This window comes from Vibrio artabrorum, from assembly GCF_024347295.1.
GTDB lineage: Bacteria > Pseudomonadota > Gammaproteobacteria > Enterobacterales > Vibrionaceae > Vibrio > Vibrio artabrorum.
Window position 1 is genome coordinate 1,889,591 of the sequence record NZ_AP025458.1, and the last position, 23,035, is coordinate 1,912,625.

Below are 23,035 nucleotides of genomic sequence, written 5' to 3' on the forward strand. Positions count from 1 at the left end.
AAATAGAAAATAGAGGTTTCATCTCACTGGCTGATAGCCACTCATAAAAAAGGCACTTTAACGTTATCGTCAAAGTGCCTCACATTTTGCTTTAACCAACCAAGAACAGTATCGCTTGGTTACAAGTCACGAGCAGCCCATCCTTGACTGCTCGCCCCCTCAAAGCTACGCATCAATAAGTGCATTGAATGTCGCACTTGGACGCATGAGATTTGATACAAGCGTATCATCAAGCAGGTAATAACCGCCTAAATCACCAGCGACGCCTTGCGCGTTATTCAGTTCAGCAACGATGGCTTCCTCGCTTTCAGCCAATTGGCTTGCAACAGAAGCAAACTCCGCCGCTAAATCGGCATCAACCGTTTGCTCAGCCAGTGCTTTGGCCCAATACGTGGCGAGGTAGTAGTGGCTACCACGGTTATCAAGCTCACCCACTTTACGCGAAGGAGACTTGTTGTTATCTAGGAATTCACCTGTCGCTTTATCAAGCGCATCAGCCAGTACTTGAGCTTTCGCATTACCCGTGACTACACTTAGGTGCTCTAGCGAAGCCGCTAATGCCAAGAACTCACCAAGAGAGTCCCAACGTAAGTGGTTCTCTTTCTCTACTTGTTGCACGTGCTTAGGTGCAGAGCCGCCAGCCCCAGTTTCAAACAGGCCACCACCGTTCATCAGTGGAACAATCGATAGCATTTTAGCGGATGTACCCAGCTCTAGAATCGGGAACAAATCGGTTAGGTAATCACGTAATACGTTACCTGTAACCGAAATCGTATCTAAGCCTTCTTTGAGTCGAACCAATGAATACTGAGTCGCTTCAAGTGGTGCCAGAATCTTAATGTCTAAACCGTCTGTATCGTATTCAGGAAGGTAAGCTTCTACTTTCTTAATCAACTGTGCATCATGAGCACGTGATGCATCTAACCAGAATACCGCAGGGACACCTGAAGCACGTGCACGAGTCACGGCGAGCTTAACCCAATCTTGAATGGGTGCATCTTTCACCTGACACATACGGAAGATATCGCCTTCTTCTACGTCTTGCTCTAAAAGCACAGAACCTGAAGCATCAACAACTTGAACCTGACCAGCAGCTTCGAGAATGAACGTCTTATCGTGAGAACCGTACTCTTCTGCTTTTTGAGCCATTAGACCTACGTTTGGTACGCTACCCATCGTTGTTGGGTCAAAAGCGCCGTTCTCTTTACAGAAATCAATGACTGCTTGGTAGATGCTCGCGTAGCTACGATCTGGGATCATGGCTTTCGTATCTTTTTGCTTACCTTCTGGATCCCACATTTGGCCAGAAGAACGCAACATTGCCGGCATAGAGGCATCCACAATGATATCGCTTGGTACGTGTAGGTTAGTAATACCACGGTCCGAATCAACCATCGCTAGTGGTGGCTGCGTCTCGTATACCGCTTGCAGGTCAGCTTCGATTGCTTCTTTTTGATCTTGAGGAAGCGCAGCAATCTTCGCGTAGACATCACCGATGCCGTTATTTACATCAACACCTAGCTCTTCAAACAGCTGACCGTGTTTAGCGAATACGTCTTTGTAGTAAACCTTAACCGCGTGACCAAAAATCACTGGGTCAGACACTTTCATCATCGTCGCTTTCATGTGAAGAGAAAGCAAAACACCTTGCTCTTTGGCTGATGCGATCTCTTTTTCGAAGAATGCAACCAAAGCGGCCTTGTTCATCACTGAGGCATCAATGATCTCTTTATCTTGCAGTGCAAAAGAAGGCTTCAACGTTTTTCTCGCACCATCTTTGCCGACAAAGTCAATGCTGACTTGCGTCGCGCCTTCCATCGTTACCGACTTTTCGGTACCGAAGAAGTCTTTGTCGTCCATACTTGAAACGTGCGACTTAGAATCGGCCGACCAAGCCCCCATTGAATGTGGGTTTTTCTTCGCGTAATTTTTCACTGAAAGTGGCGCGCGACGATCAGAGTTACCTTCACGTAGAACTGGGTTTACTGCGCTACCTTTTATCTTGTCGTAGGTCGCTTTGATGGCTTTCTCTTCATCGCTCTTTGCTTCTTCTGGGTATTTAGGAAGTGCGTAACCTTTCGACTGAAGTTCTTTAATTGTCGCTTGAAGCTGAGGTACAGATGCTGATACGTTGGGAAGCTTAATAATGTTTGCTTCAGGTGTCTTAGCCAATTCACCGAGTTCTGCGAGTGCATCACCAATACGTTGCTCTTCATTTAAATACTCAGGGAAGTTGGCAATAATGCGCCCTGCAAGTGAAATATCGCGAGTATCAACGTCAATACCAGAAGAAGCAGTAAAAGATTGAATAATAGGCAATAGAGAGTAAGTTGCTAGCGCCGGAGCTTCGTCTGTAATGGTGTAGATGATGGTTGGTTTTTCAGTAGGCATGAAATTTCCCTATAGTTTTTTACAAACTCACCAAAAATAGTGAGATGTTATAAATTGACCAGTAAGCGACTCTGAGAGTGAAACAGCTTACTCGATAGTCGTACTCTATCTTATTTTTCACGCCATCTTAATGACGGCATGAACCAAATCCGTGAGTGCGTTGTTATAATAAAACACGAAGGTATAATTAAACAAATCAGGCTTAAGAGTCCATCAACTTGTTCTATTTTGTGTCATTTAGGCGCGCAAATGATAGCTCAATTCCGTTTCAGTGAAAACTTTCCACCACACTTCGTTTACATTTTTGCAAGGTAGTTAACATGTCGACTCGCTCACACAGCGCATCTCACTCAGACAAACCGGCTCGTTCTGGGGTCAAATTAAAACAAAGCCGTCATAAACAGGGCCGAAATAGTGATAAAAATAACAGCGCGACTTCGCATAAAAAACCTCACTCAAGTAAACACCGTTACAAAAACAAACCGGCGAATACCAAGCCTAAAGTGACACCTGAAGAGCGCAAAGTTATTCTCTTCAACAAACCTTTCGATACTCTCAGCCAGTTCACGGATGGTGATGGTAGAAAAACACTAGCGGATTTTATTCCAGTAAAAGAGGTTTATGCCGCGGGTCGACTCGACCGCGATAGTGAAGGATTAATGGTCTTGACCAATGATGGCATCTTTCAAGCGAAACTGACTCAACCCGACTCTAAATCACCCAAGACTTACTGGGCGCAAGTTGAAGGTGCGCCTTCTGAAGAAGATTTAGATAAATTGAGAAAAGGTGTCGAACTAAAAGATGGCATGACACGGCCAGCTAAAGTCGAAGTCATGCCCCAACCCGAGGTGTGGGATAGAACGCCTCCAGTGCGCTTCAGAGCCGCGATCCCGACAACATGGCTATCGATTACTATTATCGAAGGACGTAACCGTCAGGTGAGACGAATGACAGCCAATATCGGTTTCCCTACCCTGCGTCTTATCCGCTATTCAATCGGCAACATGAACGTGGGTCAGCTTCAGCCCGGTGAGTGGAAAGAGATTTAAACGAATTCAATTCTAAAAAATGGCCACAAACATTGTGGCCATTTTTATTTATTACTGCGCGCAAAAGCAAAAAAGCCAGTCATATGACTGGCTTTTACAACGTTACTTAACTAAAAATCAAACGATTAGAAGTAGTAGTAAGCCGCTGCGAATACGTAAGTATCTTTGTCACCTTTAGGTACGTCAAGTTCTTGTTTAACATCGATACCCATATCAACTTTTTCGCTGTAAGTGTACATTACTGCAACGTTCATGTAGCTGTTATCAGCGTCAGCTTCATTCTTCTTCTCAGTAGTGTTTGCACCGTAACCAGCAGCAACAGTCAGTTGCTCAGTCGCAGCGTATGAACCAGATAGGTAGTAACCAGTATTTTTCAGCTCATCAGCATTAACACCTGTTAGATCCTTCGCATCGCCGTCATCAATCCAAGCGTTAGCACCCAGTTTCACTTTATCTAGCGTTACGTTACCAGAAAGCGATGTAGTCGTGAACTCAGAATCTTGGCGAGCTTCGTAACCAGCATAGATGTTGAACATGTCTTGCTCTACACCAACATAACCGTTGTAACCCATTTCGCCTTTTTCACGGTTATCATCAGTATCAAAAGCAGAGATGCCGTAAGCGATACCAGAAGTCGCGCCTTCGAATTTAACAACGTTGAAAGCATCAGATGCATCACCAGCAGAAGCGCCAAACTCGTAAGTCATGTCGCCAGCACCGTCAACTTTATCTAAAGCTGTATCGTTTTCCCAACCGAAAGATGCGACACCAACACCCGTGTCAAAACCTAACCAAGCTTTATCTACGTCTGTAGCAGGGCCTGATTGGATGTCTTTTTTTGCTTGCTCATCAGAGTTGTAGTTCATCATTAGGTCAGTTTCAAAGTAACCAATCCAACGGTTGTTTTTGTAGTTTACTGCAACAGTAAGACCCGTTGCCCAGTCGTCGTAAATCGCTTTTGTATCTGTATCGTAGTAACCACCAAGACCCCATGAACCAGATACTGAGAACTGATCTTTCTGCATGCTGTCAAACTCAAACATTGGTTTAGAGTTTTCAGAGTTAGTTTGTACTGCAAATGCAGATGTAGATACTGCTGCGATTGCTAGCGCTAGAATAGTCTTTTTCATAATAAGTCCACTGCCTTTTCTAAGAATGGGAGATCCTTGCCCGGTTCCCTTTTATTTTTTATGACTGCTGATTACCACTCTATGTTGGCTAATCAGCGCCACTAAATTTCGAAGCCTAGATTGCAAAATATTATCCTGCGTGTCAAATAAACTAAAAACACACCCAAAAAAATATAAAAACCAACAAAATCAATGATTTACATAAAATTTCACCATTTTACGAGTAATGTAACCTTTCTTTTATCAAGAAATTTCACAACCGTATAAAACAATAAATTAGAATAAAACACCAATAAATACCTAAAAAAACCATTTAAATGAAATTTAAAACCTGCAATATGATTATTTTTGATATTTATATTTCACAAGAGAGGTGTATTCGTTAAGTTCTTGATGGTTCAGTTTTTTTTTGTGAAGAAGATCTACCTTTGATTCAAAAGCAAGCTATTTTGTCTTAAATGTACCGACTAGTGATATGTGCTACTATCTTCGCTCCGTTACGTAGGTCACAGTATGCTAACTACTAAAATTCAAAACTCTATTCGCACCAGTTATCAAAACCTCCAAGATCAGTTGGACAACTTCGTCCCGCGACGTGCTCAAAATTATCTTGTTGCAGAAATTGCCAAGACACTTTGTGGTCAATACCACAAAAGTCATCGCATGATTGTTGCTGAAGCAGGAACAGGGATTGGGAAATCACTGGCGTATTTAATGGCCACAATTCCTGTCGCGGTGATCAATAATCGAAAAATCATCATTTCGACAGCGACGGTTGCTCTACAAGAACAACTCGTCAATAAAGATCTCCCTCTATATAGAAGGCTCACTGACAGAGAGTTCTCATTTATACTCGCGAAAGGCAGACAACGTTACTGTTGCTCAGAGAAACTGGCCGCTGCGTGTGGTGTTGATGGCGGGCAAATGGCGATGTTCGAATCCAAACCAAAGAAAAAGGATATCGAACAACTGCAAACCATGTACCGTAGTTTGGCTCAAGGAAAATGGGATGGCGACCGCGACTCATGGCCGAAACCCATCGACAACATGATTTGGCAAATGATCGTAAGTGATAAGCACAGCTGCAACAATAGTATGCCAACACATAGAGATTGCCCTTTCCAAAAAGCCCGTTCAGAGCTAGATAAAGCAGACGTCATTATTGCTAATCACAGTTTGGTGATGGCCGACGCTGACTTAGGTGGCGGCGTTATTCTTCCAGAACCAGAAAATAGCATCTATATATTCGATGAGGCGCATCATTTACCTCATGTCGCGCGAGATCACTCGTCCGCAGCAGCGAGCTTGAAAGGCGCGGCTTCTTGGTTAGAGCGCTTGAATCAATCGATCACTAAGCTTTCGGGTTTAGCGGACGAAAAACGCGTCCATCGATTTAGAAATGAGTTGCAGGATTCTGTGCAGCAATTGATCCCTACCCTAAACCAGCTAAGTAAACAGTTTGACGCGACCCATTTTGAAGAAGGACTTTACCGCTTCGAACATGGTGATCTGCCAGAGTGGCTTGAAAACGAATCGAAAGACCTTAAACAGCTCACTCAAAAGGCGAGCCAAGCCGTCGCGAAAATCGCTGATCTTATCGCTGAACGAGTCAAAGACGGCGAACTGTCAGCCAAGCTGGCCGAGCCAGCTCTGGCTGAAATCGGCTTCTACATACAAAGAACCGAAAATCTGGCTCAAGTTTGGCGTTTAATGGCTGAACCTAAACGTGAAAAAGGCGCTCCTTTGGCGCGCTGGTTGGAATTGAGTAAAGAAAACGAGGGCGACTTTGTTGTCAATGTCTCTCCGTTAGAGGTTGGTTGGCAGCTAGACCAACAGATTTGGAGTCGCTGTGTGGGCGCGGTATTAGTTTCAGCAACAATGAGAGCCCTTAACTCCTTTCATTTTTTCTGTCATCAAGCCGGTATCAGCCAAAAAACAGAAGATGGCGTGCAATTTCTGGCTTTAGCATCCCCGTTTGATTACCAAAATCAAGCGGAGCTGGTCGTTCCAGCAATGAAATACGAGCCTCAAGCACCGCAGTTTACCGAATATCTTATTGAAATATTGCCCGAGGTGATTGAGGACAACAAAGCCAATCTGGTTCTATTCTCATCGTATTGGCAAATGAACAAAGTTGCCGAAGCTTTGGAAGCCGATTTCGTGAAAAAGTCTTGGGCGTTACAGGTCCAAGGTGACACTTCACGCACAGAAATCCTAAAAAAACATAAAAAGCTGATCAAATTGGGGAAAACCAGTGTTCTTTTTGGAACCGGTAGCTTTTCTGAAGGTCTTGATTTACCAGGAGAGTTGCTTGAAAACTTGATCATCACCAAGATTCCATTTGGTGTACCTACATCACCGGTAGAGCAAGCCCATTCTGAATATATCGAATCACGAGGAGGCAATCCATTCATGCAGATTACGGTACCAGAAGCGAGTAAAAAGCTTATTCAATCTGTCGGACGATTACTGCGTAAAGAACGAGATTCTGGTAAAGTCACCATCCTTGATCGGCGCATCGTCACGAAGCGATACGGTAAATCTTTACTCGACTCGTTACCGCCGTTTAAAAGAACGATAAAATACTAATTTAGCCATCGTATCGGTGGCTTTGGGTCTCACATCGCTTGACCCTTGCATTCACAACTGTGCATGACTAACCCAAAGGTTACTCATGCCGCTGCCCTATCAGCACATAATGAGAACAATAGCTATTTATGGACATGATTGAACCAACCATGTTGGTTGTACTTGCTTTGGTTGCTTTTGCAGCCGGCTTTATTGATGCCGTGGCTGGTGGAGGCGGAATGCTAACCGTCCCTGCTTTACTATCACTTGGCCTACCGCCGCATATTGCACTGGGGACCAATAAGCTCGCAGCAACGTTTGCTTCATCAACGGCAGCCTTGACCTATTACCGTAAAAAGCTATTTAAGCCTCAATGCTGGATCAACGCGTTCATCGCCACACTCATCGGTGCAACCATTGGTACATTAACCGTCGACGCCATCAGCACCGAATGGCTAGAGAAAGCACTACCACTCGTAATTTTAGCGGCTGCCGTCTACACCATTTTTCACAAGACGCCAGATGCAAACAACAATGCGTCACCGAAACCGTGTCCGATACTTAAGAGAAAGCAAAAGTTTCAAGGGTTGATATTGGGGTTTTATGATGGTGTTGCAGGCCCTGGAACCGGGGCTTTTTGGACGGTAAGTTCGATGGCTCTGTATCGCCTAAATATCTTACTGGCTTCTGGCCTATCAAAAGCGATGAACTTTACCAGTAACCTCACCTCTTTAATCACTTTCGCGATCCTCGGACATATCGATTGGGTACTTGGTTTAACCATGGGTGTATGCTTAATGGCAGGCGCATTCGTAGGGGCACACTCTGCTATTCGTTTTGGTGCCACTTTTATAAGGCCGGTATTTGTCACCGTTGTGAGTATTCTCGCGCTCAAGCTGGCATACGAAGCGTGGTTTGTGAACTTATAGCCACCAACATTTGGGCGAAGAGATGAATCATTTTTCAAAATTAAAAAGCGTCATTGATACCTTGGTTGGCCATTGTTCTCAAGTCGACATAGGGCGAGGAGCATATCACCAAGCCTTGTTCGACCGCACTTTATTTAAGTCGAGAGCGTTTACTTTGCTGCCCTATGCACTCGAAGCGCAAGCGACTTATCACACCATATTGCGTGAACAAACCACCAATCAGCTCACCGCATCAAGAGCAAACTATCTGACGGAAAAGTTAACCAATCAGATAGGTGCCATTCAAAGAGAGCTTGCCAATCATGATTTACGTCTAGATCGAAAAAGTAAGTCCGGGAAAAACCTAAATGACTTATATAATGAACTCGCACAGCACCAAGATTGGCAAAAGCGGTTGGTCGATTTGGTACGAATACGAAAGTTAGCGTTTGATTCTGCGCCTCGTCACAGTAAGAAAAAAGCGGAAGAGGCTTGGCAGTTAGCCAAAGAACGACTAGAACGCTGTGAAGACTCAATGAAAAATATTGAGAGACTGATTAACTTAGAGAACCCTAAGCGAAATGAACACTGATCACACTCCATCACCACTGAATAATGCACCAGAAGAGGTGAAATTAGCGGTCGACCTGATCTATCTGCTCGAAAGCAACGACATTGACCCAAAGGTCGCGTTGGCGGCCATTAAGATCGTCCAACAAGATTTACAATCCAAACTAGCATCTAGCATCTAGCATCTAGCATCTAGCATCTAGCATAAAAATATACAGGATTCACATGTACCAACTTAGCTTTTCTATGCCCGAGTTTCTTGACAACTACTGGCATAAAAAACCCACCATCTTAAAAGGTGGCTTCCAAAACTTCGTCGACCCAATGTCGCCAGAAGAACTGGCAGGTTTATCGATGGAAGAAGAAGTGGATTCTCGCTTTGTCTCTAACCTCAACAACCAATGGACGGCAGAACATGGTCCATTTTCCGAAGAGAAATTTGCCAATCTCACTGAAACTCATTGGCAATTGATCGTTCAAGCGGCGAACCACTGGCACCAAGGTGCAAATCAGTTAACAGAAGCGTTTCAAGTGTTACCAAACTGGTTATTCGACGATCTCATGATTTGCTATTCGGCACCAGAGGGCGGTGTGGGTCCGCACATTGATCAATATGATGTATTCATCATCCAAGGCCAAGGTAAGCGTCAGTGGAAAGTGGGGGCGAAAGATGTCGGTCAATATAAAGAGACAATACAAGCGTCTGCACTTCGTCAAATAGAAGGTTTTGAGCCGATCATTGATGAAACTTTAGAGCCGGGCGATATCCTTTATATCCCACCAGGCTTCCCGCATGAAGGTAACACGCTAGAGCCGTCAATGAGCTACTCAATTGGCTACCGTTCTCCTAAAGAACAAGAGCTGATCAGCAACTTTGCCGATTTTGTGCTTGCTCATGATATGGGTGACGTACACCTGCACGATCCAGAATTCAAAATGCAAGAAGGCTACGGAAAAATTCGTTCATCGGATTTAAGCAACCTAACAGGCATGTTGAAATCGGCATTAGAACAACCAGAAACCATCCGTGAATTCATGGGGTGTTTGCTGAGCCAATCCCGCCACCAGCTTGATATTGTTGCGCCTGAGCCATTATGGACTGAAGAAGAAATCATCCAGCACTTGGAGTCAGAAGGTGAAATTCACCGAGTATCAGGTTTAAAAGCACTCTACCATGAAGGCGACAGCAACACGGCTTTCATCAATGGTGAAGTCGTGAACGTTGAAAAAGCGGACGCATCGCTACTCAACGTACTTTGCGATGATACTGTCCTGAATTCAGCAACGCTCCTGACGTCTTCCGGCGTAACAATAGTGACGGATTTGGTCAACAAAGGTTACTGGTTTATCGAAGACTAACTGTGTTGACTGGTTGCGACAAGCCTTAGAGCCTAGAACGTTAACACGATAAAAAGGGATAAATGAAGATCTTCGTTTGTCCCTTTTTCTGTTCAGAGGTGACTCAACCTTAAATACCCAAACCTTGAACTAGCCACCATTTTCAGATTAGTTTTTATAATCCAAGTTATAGATTTTTATCTTGCTCAACTTCACACTTTTTGATTGCTAAGCTCGCAATCAAGCTCTAATATCTCGCGCCTAGATTCCCTGAACACTTTATTTATTTAGCTCTCCCTAATGGAGTGCTAAGGCTTTTTACGTCCTATTTTTGGAGAGATACGCAAATGTCCGCCTCGTTTCCATTAGCGAAACTGACCTTTTTAATCGCTATTCTGACAGCCGTAGGTCAAATGACTCAAACAATGTATGTGCCTTCTATCGGTCACATGGCGGGTGAGTTCTTCGTTTCGGCGTCTTCACTTCAAGCTGTGATGGCATGCTACTTAATCCCTTATGGTCTGTCGCAATTTGTCTATGGACCGCTTTCTGATCGCCTAGGCCGTAAACCTATCATCATTGCTGGTTTGATCATCTATATCATCGGTACTTTGGTCGCATTGTTCGCTAATGATTATGAATGGTTCTTAATGGGTAGCTTTATCCAAGGTTTGGGCATCGGTTGTGGCGGTGCAATGTCTCGTACGCTGACTCGTGACTGTTTTGAAGGCGTAGAATTGCACCGTGCCAACAGCTTAATCAGTATGTGTGTGATTTTCTCGCCGTTGATGGCTCCGGTTCTGGGGGGATACTTAACCGAAGCTTTTGGTTGGCGATCTAGCTACTTATTCCTTGCGCTCTTTGGTATCGCGGTTGTGATCACCATGATGACAAGCATGATGGAAACACTGCCGAAAGAACGACGTAAGCATGAATCGGTCGCTAACAGCTACAAATTCGTTCTGTCTGACAAACGTTTCCAAGGTTTCTTACTGGTATTAGTCGCCACATTCGCTGGTGTGGCCGTCTTTGAAGCTGCGGCAGGCGTGTTACTGGGTGGTGTACTTGGCTTACCGGCGACCACAGTAAGCTTGTTGTTTGTCTTGCCGATACCGGGTTATTTGGTCGGCGCAGGCTTATCGAGTTACATCGCACAACGTGGCTCTGAGCGCCGTGTACTGAATGTTGGTCTAGTGGCGATCCTAGTAGGCTCAACAGTGGTGTTGATACCGGGTCTATTTGGTCAAACAACAGCATTCACTTTGATTGGCGGTGCCACCATTTACTTCTTGGGCGCTGGCATCTTATTCCCTGCGGCAACAACAGGAGCACTCTCACCGTTCCCATACCATGCCGGTACGGGGGGCGCAATCTTAGGGGGTATGCAGAACCTAGGGGCAGGTATCGCAACGCTATTGGCCTCGTTCTTCCCCGTTCAAGACCAACTGCCACTGGGTTGTTTGATGATTGTGATGTCTTTTATCGTTCTGCTTGGTTTGCGTTGGGTCAATCGTAAACATGACCACTCAAACGAAATGCCATTGGCTATCTAAAGTAAAACTCAAATCCTGCCTAAACAAAAAGAGGGACATGCTGAAAAGTGTGTCCCTCTTTTATTGTACGTTTTCTCTAGACTGACGTCTCACATCAATTTCATTAAACATTACTTTGATTTTTTGAAAACAATAACAGACACTTATGCTAAAAGTGCATGTCCGACATCTAACTATCAATACTGTCATTGGAACAACTCCAGCGTATCTAGGCTCTAATAAAAAAAGATACTGTAATCAAGGAATACCAACCATGAACCACTACGCTCAATCGCAACGCGTCGCTCAGCAAACCCAAGCTCCCGTTGCTAAGAAAGTCCCTCACGCAATGACGATTCATGGTGACACCCGAATCGATGATTACTACTGGATGCGCGATGACCAACGCCAAGATCCAGCGATCTTACAACACCTTGAACAAGAAAATCAGTACGCAGAAACCGTGCTAAAGCACACAGAAGCGTTGCAAGAACAGTTATTCGAAGAGATCAAAGGGCGAATCGCGAAAGATGACAATTCAGTACCCGTTCGTAAAGGTAACTACTACCATTCGAATAACGTCACAGGTGACAACGAATATCCCATTCACTTACGTGCAAAAGACTTTACAGGCACAGACAAGCAGATCATCTTGGATGTTAACGCGCTAGCAAAAGAACATGAATTTTTCAGTATTAGTGGCTTAGCGATCAGTCCAAACGAAAACTTGTTGGCTTATGGCGAAGATACGCTGAGCCGCCGTGTATACACCATCAAGATCAAAGACCTCACGACGGGGGAATACCTAAAAGATGAAATTGAAGGCGCTTCGAGTGCCATCGCGTGGCAAAACGACAATCAAGCCTTCTACTACATCAAAAAAGATCGACAAACATTACTGGGTTATCAAGTTTACCGCCACATTTTAGGCACAGATCAGGCAAGCGATGAATTAATTTACGAAGAAACCGACAGCGCTTACTACACCTCTTTGAGTAAGAGCAAAGATGGTGAGCTGGTCTACATTTGGCACTCGAGCACAGAAACCAGCGGTGTTTCAATCATCGACGCCAATAACCCAAAGGCGACTGCTGAGGCTTTCTACCCAAAAGAGACTGGCATAGAGTACGGCATCGCTAAGCTAGGTGATTGGTATTACATCTACACCAACTACCAAGCGGTCAACTTCCGTTTAATGAAAGTCACCACCGAAGAGATGCACGATCGCTCAAAATGGGTCGATGTCATCCCTGCGGACGATAATACTCAGCTTGTTGATTTCGAATTGTTTGCTGATCACCTTGTTTACGAGCAACGCGCGGATGGTTTGTCTACAGTGAAAGTTCGCCAACTCTCAACAGGCCACGAGTTCCCACTTGAATTTAACGACAGCGCTTTTGCCGCTTACCTAACGGGTAACTATGAATTAGATAACTCAAAAGTTCGTATCTATTACAGCAGCTTAACCACGCCAGGTACTTACTATGATTTTGACCTAAGTACCGGTAAATCTGAACTCATGAAGCAAACACCCGTATTAGGTGATTTCAAAGCGGATAACTACCAATCAGAGCGAATCATGGTTACGGCTCGCGATGGTCAGCAAGTTCCTGTGTCTTTAGTTTATCGCAAAAGTTTATTCAAGAAAGACGGCACTAACCCAATCTACCAATACGGCTACGGCTCTTACGGTTCCACCATTGAACCGACGTTTAGCTCAACTCGCCTTAGCCTACTGGATAGAGGTTTCGTTTATGCAATCGCACATATCCGCGGTTCAGAAATGCTTGGTCGCCCTTGGTATGAGGATGGTAAGAAACTGACTAAACAAAACACATTTAATGACTTTGTCGACGTCACTAAAGGTCTGGTTGAAGAAGGTTACGGCGCAAAAGATAAAGTGTTCGCCGTGGGTGGCTCTGCTGGCGGTCTATTGATGGGTGCAATCATCAACCAAGCACCAGAACAGTACCGTGGTATTGGTGCACATGTTCCGTTTGTCGACGTGGTAACCACCATGCTTGATGAATCGATTCCTCTCACTACCAACGAGTATGACGAATGGGGCAACCCAAACGATAAAGCCTACTACGATTACATGCTGGGCTACTCACCATACGACAACATTAAGTTACAAAACTACCCGAACATGTTGGTAACAACAGGTCTCCATGACTCACAAGTACAATACTTTGAGCCAATGAAATGGGTGGCGAAGTTGCGTGAGATGAAAACAGACAACAACGTGTTGCTGTTCAAAACCGATATGGAAGCCGGTCACGGTGGCGCTTCTGGCCGATTCAAGCGATTGAAAGAAGATGCACTTGAATACGCGTTCTTTTTAGATTTACTAAAGACTCAATAGATTCTGCGTAACTGTAACATTTAATGCCGCCATTTTGTCTCGACAAAGTGGCGACAGATATTATTAAGCATGGTTAAATACGATGAACCATGAAATCCACCCAATCAAAAACCTTTAAAGACAAGCAGTGACAAAGGTTTACGAGAGGTATAAAAACAAATGAAAGTAATTAGCTTCAACATCAACGGCCTTAGAGCTCGCCTTCATCAGCTGCAAGCGGTTATCGACAAACACCAACCCGACGTAATTGGTCTGCAAGAGATAAAAGTGCACGATGAAGCCTTCCCCATTGCTGATGTTGAAGCAATGGGCTACAAGGTTTACTTCCACGGCCAAAAAGCTCACTACGGTGTGGCAATGTTGTGTAAGCAAGCGCCGATCTCTGTGCAGAAGGGTTTCCCAACAGATAATGAAGACCATCAAAAGCGCATGATCATAGCGACGTTTGAAGATGAAAATGGTGAAAAGGTTACCGTGCTCAATGGCTACTTCCCTCAAGGGGATAACATCAAGCATGAAACAAAGTACCCGTACAAACGCCAGTTCTACAAAGACTTAATGACTTACCTAAACGACTATCACAACAAAGATGAGCAAGTGATTGTGATGGGCGACATTAATATCAGCCCTATCGACGCAGATATCGGTATCGGTGAACCTAACGCAAAGCGCTGGTTGAAAACGGGTAAGTGTTCATTCCAACCCGAAGAGCGTGAGTGGCTAAAAACATTGATGGATTGGGGCTTCGTAGACAGCTTCCGTTTGCTGCACCCTGAAGTGAACGATCAATACTCGTGGTTTGATTACCGATCAAAAGGTTTCGTGGACAACCGGGGCCTGCGTATTGATGTTGTCCTAGCAACTCAGAAACTTGCTGATAAGTGTACTGAAGCGGGCATCGATTACGAGCTACGCGGCATTGAAAAACCGTCAGATCACGCTCCGATCTGGTCGACGTTTAAGTAACGAGTTAAACGGCTTCTTTTAATAAAAACGGCGCTCAATGAGCGCCGTTTTTATTAACGAAGATTTGTCCAGATTGCGATTAGCTAAGGGGTCTTAGGTAAGCAAGGAAACGCTTCTCTGCGAATTTGAAAATCGCGATGATGATAAACGTCAACGCCATGTAGAACAGACCCGCCGTCAGGAAAGACTCGAATGGGGCATAGTAACGTGAGTTCACCAAACGAGCAGCTCCGGTTAGATCCATAATGGTTACGATACCTGCTACCGCAGAGCCGTGAAGCATGAAGATAACTTCGTTACTGTAAGCCGGTAATGCGCGACGTAGAGCACTTGGCAGAATGATGCGGCGGTAAGTCTTTGGTGTGCTCATACCGTACGCTTTTGCGGCTTCAACTTCACCTTTAGGTAAGCCGTTAATGGCACCGCGAATGATCTCTGCTGTATATGCTGATGTGTTAAGAATGAATGCCACCAGAGCACAGAACCATGCGTTTTCCCATAGTGTGTCTTTTACTGGGAAAAACTGGTCCATGCCGTAGTAAATCAAGTACAACTGTACCAACAAGGGTGTACCACGGAAGAAGTAGATGAACGACCAAGCCGGGACGTGAATCAAGATATTAGGACTGTTGCGAGCAATCGCGAGTGGTATCGCAACACATAAGCCAATGATCAAAGCGACGCAAACCATCCACGCCGTTGTCCATAGACCACTAAGGTAAATCGGCAGGCTTTCAATAATCAATGAAAAGTCCATAACTACCTCGTGTGGATACTGAATTTACGTTCAACCAACTTAAGCAAGCCTGTCGAAACACTGGTAAAGAATAGGAAGATAAGTGCCACTGTCATATAAAATGTGAACGGCATTTTAGTCGAACCCGCCGCCAATGTACTGACACGCACCATGTCTTCTAAGCCGATAATAGAAACCAACGCCGTGGTTTTCAGTAAAACTAACCAGTTGTTACCAAAACCAGGTAAGGCGTGACGGATCATTTGCGGTAATAAAATACGACGAAATGCTAAAACAGGCCCCATACCATAGGCCTTTGCCGCTTCCATTTCACCGCTATCAACCGCCATGATCGCACCACGGAAAGTTTCAGCCATATAAGCACCAAAGATGAAGCCGATGGTTAACACACCTGCAATAAATGGGCTGACATCAATATAATCAGGTAAGTAAGCGGTCCATTCATGGTTAGGATCACTTGAAGTGAACCACTCATTGAGCCACTCATTGATGGAATACAAACTGTTGTTTAAAAGGATTTGTCCACCAAAGAAAATTAACATCATCAAGACGAGATCTGGGATACCTCGAATGACGGTTGTGTAGAGAGTTGCAATAGCACGAGCCCAGCGATAAGGCGCGAGTTTTGCTAAGGCACCTAGCATACCTAGAACCATTGCTAAAATGAGCGACAGCAAGGCAACTTCGATTGTAAGTGCCGCCCCTTTCAGGATCGACGCTTCATATCCTAGTAAATCAAACATAATGAATTCCAACAGAACTGCGAAAAAGTTGGTAAGACAGGGAGAGGAGAGCCCCTCCCTTAACGAGTCGCACTAGAGATTACTCACCGTATACATCGTAGTTGAAGTACTTAGCCGCGATATCTTGGTAGATGCCTTTTTCACGTAGTGAAAGAATTGCAGCGTCTAATTGCTTGGTCAGATCTTTGTCTTGCTTACGTAGAGCAATACCAAAACCGTCACCGAACCACTTAGGATCAGTGAGTGATGGACCAACAAACTCGTAGTCTTCACCGCCGGCTTTGTTTAGTACGCCTTCTTCTAGAGCAGATGCATCGCCGAGTACAGCAGCAACACGACCGTTAGCGAGATCCAGATAAGCTTCGTCGAAAGAGCCGTAACGAACGATCTCTACGGTATCACCGTAGTTGTCTGTTAGGTACTTATCGTGAGTTGTAGCACGTTGAACGGCAATTTTTTGACCACTTAGATCATCAAAATTAAGACCAGCGCCTTTTTTTGCGATGAACTTGTTTGGGATAAGTGCGTATTTCCCCGTAAAGTCGATTTTTTTCTTACGTTCTTCCGTGATAGACATTGCCGCGATGATCGCATCATATTTACGAGCAAGTAGAGAAGGAATGATACCATCCCAATCTTGCGCAACGATCTTACACTTGACCTGCATTTCAGTACAAAGTGCGTTAGCCATATCAACATCGAAACCTTTCAGTGAACCGTCGGCTTCTGTCCAGCTAAATGGAGGATAAGCACCTTCAATACCGAAACGCACTGTTTTCCATTCCTTTGCTTGAGCTACGCCCATTGCTGCAGTTGCAGCAAGTGCCGCGACTAATAACCACTTTTTCATATCCCTACTCCTGTGATTTAGATTTTTATATTTTGCTATTGTGTTTGTTGTGACTAATTACATATTGGTTGTTTTTCATTGTTCACTGGCGCCATTTACCCTAGCAGCAGTATTTCAATTCTGTTTCGCCTTAAAAAGGTGTCCTTAAAGAGTGCGATTAATAGATCGATGAGATAAATTGTTGTAATCGTTCAGATTCAGGTTGTGTAAACAGTTTTGCTGGATCGCCCTGCTCTTCGACTAGACCTTGATGTAAAAACATCACATGATTTGATACATCACGAGCGAATGCCATTTCATGCGTGACCACCAGCATGGTTCTTCCTTCTTCCGCTAAGTCACGCATAACGCCAAGTACTTCCCCGACTAACTCTGGATCGAGTGCCGATGTGGGTTCATCAAACAACATCACTTCCGGGTCGACAGCTAAAGCACGAGCGATAGCAGCACGTTGTTGTTGCCCACCAGACAGATGTCCTGGGTAGTAATCTTTACGCTCATACAGGCCGACTTTCTTCAGGAGTAATTCTGCATTTTCAATCGCCTGTGCTTTAGGTACACCCAAAACATGAACAGGTGCTTCAATAACATTTTCGAGAACGGTGAGGTGAGACCATAGATTGAAACCCTGAAAAACCATCGCTAGACGAGAACGGATACGCTGTACTTGTTTTTCATTGGCAGGAACAGAAACACCTTGGCGGTTATTTTTCATTTGAATCAATTCGCCATTCACCCAAATTTCGCCAGCAGTAGGAGTCTCTAAAAGGTTGATACATCTAAGGAAAGTGCTTTTACCTGACCCCGAGGATCCGATAATCGATACTACATCGCCTTTATGCGCAGAAAGTGAAATTCCCTTTAAAACTTCATTTTGACCAAACGTTTTGTGTAAGTCCTTTATGTCCAGCGCCGGTACATCTGTCATGCGCTTTCTCTCCCAAGTCTGTGAAAATGCAAGGTACTCCGACCTTTTTCATGCAATACAAACTAGCACCACACCAACCAACATGCAACAAATTATTAACCTACCCAAACAGGAATAAGTAACACTTATCTTCGGTTTATTATGCGAAATATAGTATTTAAACCTCAACTTCGTGCATAATTTTCATTCTCAGGTCATAATTTTGACCATTACATTGTTTAAATAAAGTTAATTAAAATGAAATATTGGTCACTTGACACCTGATTAACAACACAAATTTGCTGAACAAATAAAGGACACGATCAAAGAATATGGCGTTCAAAAAACCACCCATACACGCAATTATTTTCCGTTTTTATCATGTAAGTGTTGTCTAAATTAAGGACGCAAGCGAGCAATCATCAAATCGCTCACTAAGATTGAGAAATTCACGCATAAATGGACGGTCAAAACTTAAATAACGTCAATTTGTGAAAACAAATTACACCTTTCATCAATAATACGTTAATGAATCGCTGCGTTTTGTAGCTTTCTTTCACATAAACTCATAAAATGATCAAGATCAATCACCCTAAAGGGTAAGCTTGTTACACTCCTGAACACAAAATAAGGCATAAAAATGCCAAATATTTCTTGTAGCTTTCTCGCATAAAGCACGCCAAATACGTGTAACATAATGTGGGTAAGTTATAACGAAGAAATAACGCAATTACGCGAACTTATAGAATTCAATTTTAGAATTACTAACATAAAAATATGAGGAATCTATGTCAGACGTTGTCAATAATGCGAACTCTGAAGTAGAAGAGAAAAGCTATAAAGAGCTACACCGCCCTGCTTCCGAATTTGAGAGCCGCTCAGATTATCTAGATCATGAGCTTCAAATTATGAAGCCACGCCGGTTTGGCCTAAATCTTCCAGGTCGAGATTTCCGATTCGAACTTGAAGATCTCGTTCCTGCTCTTGCTGGTACCATTGGTATTATCGCGATGTACTCTGCGGTAATGATGTCTTGGGCTGAAGGTCTGACTGCGGCATGGGACCACGTGCACTTGGGCAAAGATTTTGCTATCGAAGTTGCGCGTGTAGAAATGCTTATCCCTGCACTGCTTTTCTGTGTACTTGCTTCTGGTTTTATTAACCCTAAAGCCAACCTGGCCGGTAACCACGGTCCAATGATCCCTCTTATTGGTACCATCGCTCTTGCTGGTGCTCACCCTCTTGCGTTGGCCATTCTAATCGGTGTATTCGGTCTTCTGCTGAGTTTCCTAAAAGGTGGTTCCAAATTGGTGAACCTCACCTCGGAAGGTACAGCCGGGGGCTTGCTTATCTTCTTGGGTTTGACTGGTACCATGAGTCAGATTACTTCTATTCAAGAATGGGCAGTGGGTCTGCAATCTTCTTCGGTTGAAGCGGGCAGCATGGGTTATGTTGGTCTGATCGTACTGGCAGTCACTATCGCACTATATGCATTCCTTGCAAAAGTGAACAAGCGTTGGCTTGCTATTCCAGTATGTGCATTCACAGGTCTTGTCATCGCATTAGTACTAGGTGCCGGTTTCGATATTAAATTCGTCACTGAACCCGGTCTTCCTAACCTAAACCCAGTTTACTGGTGGGGTTCGACTTCTGAAGGTTGGATGCTAGGTCTTCCTAACATGGAACACTTCATCGCATCTCTACCATTTGCAATCCTTGCAGTAGCAATGTGGTCTCCTGACTTCCTAGGTCACCGTATCTTCCAAGAATTGAACTATCCTAAAAAGACTGAAAAAGTACTGATGGATGTAGATGACACAATGACGATGTGTTCTATCCGTCAGATGGTAGGTACAGCCGTGGGTGGTGGTAACATCACTTCATCTTGGGGTACTTACATGATTCCAGCAGCGATCGCAAAACGCCCTATCCCTGGCGGTGCTATCCTTCTAGGCCTTCTAGTGATGATCATCGCAATCCTTGGTTTCCCAATGGACATCGCGGTATGGCCACCAGTAATGCGTGTTGCTCTTCTTGTTGGTGTATCTCTACCTCTACTTGAAGCGGGTATGCAGATGGTTAAAGATTCGAAAGATTCTCAAGCGGCTGGTATCTGTATCTTCGGTTCAGCGGTTGTTAACCCTGTACTCGCATGGGCGATAACTATGCTACTTGACAACAATGGTCTGATTGGTGATAAAGAGCGTGCTAAGCGTCTATCATTTGTAGACAAGATTGTTATCCCAGTGGGTGTTTTAATTATCTGTCTAGTCGCAATGCTTGCTGTTGGTATGTTAGAAAGCCAATATGGTCTGAAAGCTTGGCTATAAGTGTCCTCACTATACAAAAGTAGTGTTGAAACTAAAAAAAAGTTTGGGTGGCAACCTTTGTCACTCAAATTTTTTCAATTTTATTCAACTTTTTTTGTATTTATTGATTTAGTTTAAGGTTTGCAGAAATTTTTTAGCGTAGTCTTGAATTCATAGAGTAAAGACCACATATAAAAAGTAGTGACAATATATATAACCATATGATGCGATTATGCTCATATATATTGTTATTAATAAGAGTGTACTACCCTTACGAGGGGCGCTGGTACAACAGTGTTAATGTACGTGTTTTTTCTACTAAAAAGGTAGGTATGTCATGGCAGAGCAATTTGCTAAAGCTTGGGAAGATTTTGCTGCAGGTGAGTGGCAAAACGAAGTAAACGTTCGTGATTTCATTCAAAAGAACTACACGCCGTATGAAGGCGACGAGTCTTTCCTAGTTTCTGAAGGTACTGAGGCTACTAATAAGCTTTGGGCTTCGGTAATGGAAGGTATCAAACAGGAAAACGCAACTAAAGCACCTGTAGATTTCGATACTTCTGTTATCTCTACCATCACTTCTCATGATGCGGGTTACATCGAAAAAGATCTTGAGACTATCGTTGGTCTTCAAACAGAGAAACCACTTAAACGTGCGATCATCCCTAACGGTGGTATTCGTATGGTTGAGGGTTCTTGTAAAGCATACGGTGAAACTCTTGATCCAACCGTTTCTAAAATTTACTCTGAGTACCGCAAAACACACAATGCTGGTGTTTTCGATATCTACACTCCTGATATCCTAAAATGTCGTAAGTCTGGTGTTCTAACGGGTCTTCCTGATGCTTACGGCCGTGGTCGTATCATCGGTGACTACCGTCGTGTTGCACTTTACGGTATCGACTTCCTAATGAAAGACAAGTACGCTCAGTTTACTTCTCTTCAAGAAAAATTCGAAAACGGCGAAGATCTTACAGCTACAATGCAATTGCGTGAAGAGATCTCTGAGCAACATCGTGCTCTAGGTCAAATCAAGCAAATGGCTGCGACATACGGTTTCGATATCTCTGAGCCTGCTCAAACAGCTCAAGAAGCTATCCAGTGGACTTACTTCGGCTACCTAGCTGCTGTTAAATCTCAAAACGGTGCTGCAATGTCTCTAGGTCGTACTTCGACTTTCCTAGACATCTACATCGAACGTGATATCGCTGCTGGCAAGATCACTGAAGTTGAAGCGCAAGAAATGATCGACCACTTCGTAATGAAGCTGCGTATGGTTCGTTTCCTACGTACTCCTGAGTACGATGAGCTGTTCTCTGGCGACCCAATCTGGGCAACAGAGTCTATGGGTGGTATGGGTGTTGACGGTCGTACACTAGTAACGCGTTCGAACTTCCGTTTCCTAAACTCTCTATACACAATGGGGCCTTCTCCAGAGCCAAACATTACTGTTCTTTGGTCTGAGCAACTGCCTGACGGCTTCAAACGTTTCTGTGCGAAGGTATCTATCGATACTTCTTCTATCCAGTACGAAAATGATGACCTAATGCGTCCTGATCTTAATTCAGATGATTACGCTATCGCTTGTTGTGTATCTCCAATGGTTGTTGGTAAGCAAATGCAGTTCTTCGGTGCTCGTGCTAACCTTGCGAAAACAATGCTTTACGCAATCAACGGCGGTGTAGACGAAAAACTTAAGTTGCAAGTTGGCCCTGTTGGCGACAAGATCACTGACGAAGTTCTTAACTACGACGACGTAATGGCTCGCCTAGACTCATTCATGGACTGGTTAGCGAAACAATACGTGACAGCTCTAAACAGCATTCACTACATGCACGACAAGTACAGCTACGAAGCGTCTCTAATGGCTCTTCATGACCGTGACGTTCGTCGTACAATGGCTTGTGGTATTGCTGGTCTATCTGTTGCTGCTGACTCACTGTCTGCAATTAAGTTCGCGACTGTTAAACCAATCCGCGACGAAGATGGCATCGCAACTGACTTCGAAATCGAAGGCGATTACCCTAAATACGGTAACAACGACCCTCGTGTAGATGACATTGCTTGTGAACTAGTTTCTACGTTCATGAACAAGATCCGTAAGCTTAAGACTTACCGCGACTCTATCCCTACACAGTCAGTTCTTACTATCACGTCTAACGTGGTATACGGTAAGAAAACAGGTAACACTCCAGACGGTCGTCGTGCTGGTGCTCCTTTCGCTCCTGGTGCTAACCCAATGCACGGTCGTGATGAGAAAGGCGCTGTAGCTTCACTAACGTCTGTAGGTAAACTACCGTTTGCTGACGCACAAGATGGTATCTCTTACACGTTCTCTATCGTACCTAACGCTCTTGGTAAAGATGTTGAAGGTCAGAAAGCGAACCTTGCAGGCCTAATGGATGGTTACTTCCACCACGAAGCTGGCATTGAAGGTGGTCAACACCTTAACGTTAACGTTCTTAACCGTGAAACTCTTGAAGACGCAGTTAAGCACCCTGAGAAATACCCTCAGCTAACAATCCGTGTATCGGGTTACGCTGTACGCTTTAACTCTCTAACAGCAGAGCAACAAGCTGACGTAATCGCACGTACATTTACTGAATCTCTATAAGCCTAGACGCTTAAACTGACCATTCAGTAATAATGAGC

Annotated in this window: 17 protein-coding genes; 11 read left to right on the forward strand and 6 right to left on the reverse strand. The window is 44.2% G+C overall.

Annotated features, from left to right (window positions below):
* Positions 1-165: 165 nt before the first annotated feature.
* The gene (locus OCU36_RS08490; RefSeq protein WP_261837604.1) at positions 166-2,391 is read right to left on the reverse strand and encodes an NADP-dependent isocitrate dehydrogenase; all 2,226 of its coding nucleotides are present in this window, start codon (positions 2,389-2,391) and stop codon (positions 166-168) included.
* 320 nt (positions 2,392-2,711) lie between these two features.
* Here OCU36_RS08490 and OCU36_RS08495 point away from each other — a divergent pair, with 320 nt between their 5' ends.
* Positions 2,712-3,440 carry a pseudouridine synthase gene (locus OCU36_RS08495; protein ID WP_261837605.1) on the forward strand — a complete coding sequence of 243 codons (729 nt, stop codon included), beginning with the start codon at positions 2,712-2,714 and terminating at the stop codon, positions 3,438-3,440.
* A gap of 125 nt (positions 3,441-3,565) precedes the next feature.
* Here OCU36_RS08495 and OCU36_RS08500 read toward each other — a convergent pair whose 3' ends face one another.
* On the reverse strand, positions 3,566-4,570 hold the full coding sequence (locus OCU36_RS08500; RefSeq protein WP_261837606.1) for a porin: 1,005 nt from the start codon (positions 4,568-4,570) through the stop codon (positions 3,566-3,568).
* 513 nt (positions 4,571-5,083) lie between these two features.
* Here OCU36_RS08500 and dinG point away from each other — a divergent pair.
* From dinG to xthA, 8 genes are all read left to right on the forward strand, one after another.
* Positions 5,084-7,159, forward strand: a complete 2,076-nt coding sequence (gene dinG / locus OCU36_RS08505) for an ATP-dependent DNA helicase DinG (protein ID WP_261837607.1) — start codon at positions 5,084-5,086, stop codon at positions 7,157-7,159.
* Positions 7,160-7,287: 128 nt separating this feature from the next.
* Complete coding sequence (locus OCU36_RS08510) at positions 7,288-8,067, forward strand: sulfite exporter TauE/SafE family protein (RefSeq protein ID WP_261837608.1); 780 nt, start codon at positions 7,288-7,290, stop codon at positions 8,065-8,067.
* A gap of 22 nt (positions 8,068-8,089) precedes the next feature.
* A complete protein-coding gene (locus tag OCU36_RS08515; protein WP_261837609.1) occupies positions 8,090-8,638 on the forward strand; it encodes a primosomal replication protein in 549 nt (182 codons plus the stop codon).
* Positions 8,628-8,798 carry a pleiotropic regulatory protein RsmS gene (gene rsmS / locus OCU36_RS08520; RefSeq protein WP_261837610.1) on the forward strand — a complete coding sequence of 57 codons (171 nt, stop codon included), beginning with the start codon at positions 8,628-8,630 and terminating at the stop codon, positions 8,796-8,798. The genes OCU36_RS08515 and rsmS overlap by 11 nt, the downstream gene beginning before the upstream one ends.
* Before the next feature lie 43 nt (positions 8,799-8,841).
* Entirely contained in the window at positions 8,842-9,975 is a 1,134-nt protein-coding gene (locus OCU36_RS08525) for a ribosomal protein uL16 3-hydroxylase (RefSeq protein ID WP_261837611.1), read from the forward strand.
* 326 nt (positions 9,976-10,301) lie between these two features.
* Positions 10,302-11,507, forward strand: coding sequence for a multidrug efflux MFS transporter EmrD (gene emrD / locus OCU36_RS08530; RefSeq protein ID WP_261837612.1), 1,206 nt, complete (start codon positions 10,302-10,304; stop codon positions 11,505-11,507).
* A 253-nt stretch (positions 11,508-11,760) separates the two neighbouring features.
* Positions 11,761-13,851, forward strand: coding sequence for a S9 family peptidase (locus OCU36_RS08535; protein WP_261837613.1), 2,091 nt, complete (start codon positions 11,761-11,763; stop codon positions 13,849-13,851).
* Between the two features lie 159 nt (positions 13,852-14,010).
* Complete coding sequence (gene xthA, locus OCU36_RS08540; protein ID WP_261837614.1) at positions 14,011-14,817, forward strand: exodeoxyribonuclease III; 807 nt, start codon at positions 14,011-14,013, stop codon at positions 14,815-14,817.
* A 79-nt stretch (positions 14,818-14,896) separates the two neighbouring features.
* Here xthA and OCU36_RS08545 read toward each other — a convergent pair whose 3' ends face one another.
* From OCU36_RS08545 to OCU36_RS08560, 4 genes are all read right to left on the reverse strand, one after another.
* On the reverse strand, positions 14,897-15,574 hold the full coding sequence (locus OCU36_RS08545) for an ABC transporter permease (RefSeq protein WP_261837615.1): 678 nt from the start codon (positions 15,572-15,574) through the stop codon (positions 14,897-14,899).
* Positions 15,575-15,576: 2 nt separating this feature from the next.
* Entirely contained in the window at positions 15,577-16,317 is a 741-nt protein-coding gene (locus tag OCU36_RS08550) for an ABC transporter permease (protein WP_261837616.1), read from the reverse strand.
* Between the two features lie 79 nt (positions 16,318-16,396).
* The gene (locus tag OCU36_RS08555) at positions 16,397-17,167 is read right to left on the reverse strand and encodes an ABC transporter substrate-binding protein (protein WP_261837617.1); all 771 of its coding nucleotides are present in this window, start codon (positions 17,165-17,167) and stop codon (positions 16,397-16,399) included.
* 157 nt (positions 17,168-17,324) lie between these two features.
* The gene (locus OCU36_RS08560; RefSeq protein ID WP_261837618.1) at positions 17,325-18,095 is read right to left on the reverse strand and encodes an ABC transporter ATP-binding protein; all 771 of its coding nucleotides are present in this window, start codon (positions 18,093-18,095) and stop codon (positions 17,325-17,327) included.
* Between the two features lie 767 nt (positions 18,096-18,862).
* Here OCU36_RS08560 and OCU36_RS08565 point away from each other — a divergent pair.
* Together OCU36_RS08565 and pflB are read left to right on the forward strand one after the other, a co-directional pair.
* Positions 18,863-20,404 carry a DUF3360 domain-containing protein gene (locus OCU36_RS08565; protein ID WP_261837619.1) on the forward strand — a complete coding sequence of 514 codons (1,542 nt, stop codon included), beginning with the start codon at positions 18,863-18,865 and terminating at the stop codon, positions 20,402-20,404.
* 316 nt (positions 20,405-20,720) lie between these two features.
* Positions 20,721-22,997, forward strand: a complete 2,277-nt coding sequence (gene pflB, locus OCU36_RS08570) for a formate C-acetyltransferase (RefSeq protein WP_261837620.1) — start codon at positions 20,721-20,723, stop codon at positions 22,995-22,997.
* Positions 22,998-23,035: the final 38 nt, after the last annotated feature.

What these genes read in the sequence shown, in the direction of transcription:
- OCU36_RS08490 (WP_261837604.1), bottom strand. Translation starts at nt 2,391, where the DNA reads ATGCCTACTGAAAAACCAACCATCATCTACACCATTACAGACGAAGCT.
- OCU36_RS08495 (WP_261837605.1), top strand. Translation starts at nt 2,712, where the DNA reads ATGTCGACTCGCTCACACAGCGCATCTCACTCAGACAAACCGGCTCGT.
- OCU36_RS08500 (WP_261837606.1), bottom strand. Translation starts at nt 4,570, where the DNA reads ATGAAAAAGACTATTCTAGCGCTAGCAATCGCAGCAGTATCTACATCT.
- dinG (WP_261837607.1), top strand. Translation starts at nt 5,084, where the DNA reads ATGCTAACTACTAAAATTCAAAACTCTATTCGCACCAGTTATCAAAAC.
- OCU36_RS08510 (WP_261837608.1), top strand. Translation starts at nt 7,288, where the DNA reads ATGGACATGATTGAACCAACCATGTTGGTTGTACTTGCTTTGGTTGCT.
- OCU36_RS08515 (WP_261837609.1), top strand. Translation starts at nt 8,090, where the DNA reads ATGAATCATTTTTCAAAATTAAAAAGCGTCATTGATACCTTGGTTGGC.
- rsmS (WP_261837610.1), top strand. Translation starts at nt 8,628, where the DNA reads ATGAACACTGATCACACTCCATCACCACTGAATAATGCACCAGAAGAG.
- OCU36_RS08525 (WP_261837611.1), top strand. Translation starts at nt 8,842, where the DNA reads ATGTACCAACTTAGCTTTTCTATGCCCGAGTTTCTTGACAACTACTGG.
- emrD (WP_261837612.1), top strand. Translation starts at nt 10,302, where the DNA reads ATGTCCGCCTCGTTTCCATTAGCGAAACTGACCTTTTTAATCGCTATT.
- OCU36_RS08535 (WP_261837613.1), top strand. Translation starts at nt 11,761, where the DNA reads ATGAACCACTACGCTCAATCGCAACGCGTCGCTCAGCAAACCCAAGCT.
- xthA (WP_261837614.1), top strand. Translation starts at nt 14,011, where the DNA reads ATGAAAGTAATTAGCTTCAACATCAACGGCCTTAGAGCTCGCCTTCAT.
- OCU36_RS08545 (WP_261837615.1), bottom strand. Translation starts at nt 15,574, where the DNA reads ATGGACTTTTCATTGATTATTGAAAGCCTGCCGATTTACCTTAGTGGT.
- OCU36_RS08550 (WP_261837616.1), bottom strand. Translation starts at nt 16,317, where the DNA reads ATGTTTGATTTACTAGGATATGAAGCGTCGATCCTGAAAGGGGCGGCA.
- OCU36_RS08555 (WP_261837617.1), bottom strand. Translation starts at nt 17,167, where the DNA reads ATGAAAAAGTGGTTATTAGTCGCGGCACTTGCTGCAACTGCAGCAATG.
- OCU36_RS08560 (WP_261837618.1), bottom strand. Translation starts at nt 18,095, where the DNA reads ATGACAGATGTACCGGCGCTGGACATAAAGGACTTACACAAAACGTTT.
- OCU36_RS08565 (WP_261837619.1), top strand. Translation starts at nt 18,863, where the DNA reads ATGTCAGACGTTGTCAATAATGCGAACTCTGAAGTAGAAGAGAAAAGC.
- pflB (WP_261837620.1), top strand. Translation starts at nt 20,721, where the DNA reads ATGGCAGAGCAATTTGCTAAAGCTTGGGAAGATTTTGCTGCAGGTGAG.